Source organism: bacterium (assembly GCA_040757115.1).
GTDB lineage: Bacteria > UBA9089 > CG2-30-40-21 > CG2-30-40-21 > SBAY01 > JBFLXS01.
The window spans coordinates 1-1,491 of sequence record JBFLYA010000433.1 but is presented as its reverse complement, the minus strand read 5'-3'; the positions used below and the strand labels follow the sequence as shown (position 1 = coordinate 1,491).

2 protein-coding genes are annotated in these 1,491 nt (G+C 38.7%); one reads left to right on the top strand and one right to left on the bottom strand.

Translation table 11 applies throughout. From position 1 onward, the window contains the following. Positions 1-595: 595 nt before the first annotated feature. Positions 596-1,123, bottom strand: coding sequence for a TPM domain-containing protein (locus AB1422_19435; protein ID MEW6621475.1), 528 nt, complete (start codon positions 1,121-1,123; stop codon positions 596-598). 22 nt (positions 1,124-1,145) lie between these two features. On the opposite strand from AB1422_19435, the gene AB1422_19430 reads away from it, so the two are divergent. After that, the coding region (locus tag AB1422_19430; GenBank protein ID MEW6621474.1) for a hypothetical protein at positions 1,146-1,491 on the top strand (346 nt) is incomplete at its 3' end.

The window sequence follows — 1,491 nt, the reverse complement described above, 5'->3', positions numbered from 1 at the left end:
AATAAAAAAAATCAAATATTAAATATTAAAAATCAAAAATAAGAATAAAAGAATTCCTTAATTTTGATATTTGCTCTTTGATTTTTGATATGATATTTGATATGTCATTTTGCATTTTAATATTTAAATTTTGATTTTGTATTACACAACTTGTTGTGTTTGAAGTGGTTTCGTACTAAGTCAGTACCATTCATTTGTGCTCTCTGACCACGCTAAACAGGTACGAGGTCAGAGGCGGGGTGTCCCCCGCTGGCGGGGGTTAGGAGGGTGGAAATTTCCTCCAGTGGCAGAGAATCAAGAAGGATAGAAAATAAAAGTTACAAGGAGAAGAACCCTTCAGCCTTCAACCTGATTACGGACACGATTTACGAATTTTCAGTGTTTCATCCGTGTCCATCTGTGGCTGAATAGTAGAGCGTTCTCTAAGTAGATATAACAATATTATAGTAAGTATTAACCAAAAGTTCACATTAGTATTGTTGATAGTTGATGATTGATGGTTGATAGTCTATGAAACTATAAACTATCAACCCTGTTGCTATATCTGTTCTATGAGAAATTTTCGTTAATAACTATTATATGTATTTAGAGAACGCTATACTAGTGAGATTACTGTAATGAGAAGGACCACATCTATAATAAAATGCGTTATCTGCTGTTTCTGGGTAAGGGGCACTGGTGGCTTCCCCCTTAGCATTTGATCAATCGCCTTGACACCTAAGACTATCCCTCCGCTAAGGTCACCCTTTTTAAATTGGGGAACAATAACCTTATCCACGATAGCTTTGCATTCCCTGTCCAGTCTTCTTCCATATCCAGCACCAAGCTCAATCCTGAGCTTTCGGTCCTCCTTTGCCACCAGAAGCAATATGCCCATATTCTTTTCCCTGGAACCTATCCCCCAATTGTTAAAGAGACCTGTAGCAAAGCCCTCGATTGTATTATGCCCAGAGGTATAGTCATGAATAGTGCCAATAGTAACCACTACTATAGGGATCCCCCTCTGGCTCCTGAGCGTTTGGGTTACTGCCTTGATGGCCTCCTCGTCTTTGGAGGTAATAATCTCGGCAAAGTCATTGATAAACTCATCGTAATGTGCTGGATAGTCCTCATGATAAGCCACCGCCATAGTTTGGGACTGGAATGTGAAGAGAAGCATTATAGTTGGGGATGGACTTTATTCTGATGAGCCATTCATAACAAAGCTTAGAGACAAAGGGATGAGGTTTATTTTAGTAGTAAAACCTGGTGATCACAAGGTGTTGATGGAGTGGGTAAAAGAGTTAAGGGATATGGGAGAGATGAATCGGTATGAGACAAAGGATTCAAAGGGTCGGGAATTGATTTATGAATGGATAAACAAGGTTCCTATTAATGGGAAGGAGGGTAGTATTGAGGTCAATTATTTTGAATTTTGGATAAAAGATAAGGGGAAGGTGGTTTATCACAACAGTTGGGTAACAGATTTTACCATAGATAAAGAGAATGTAG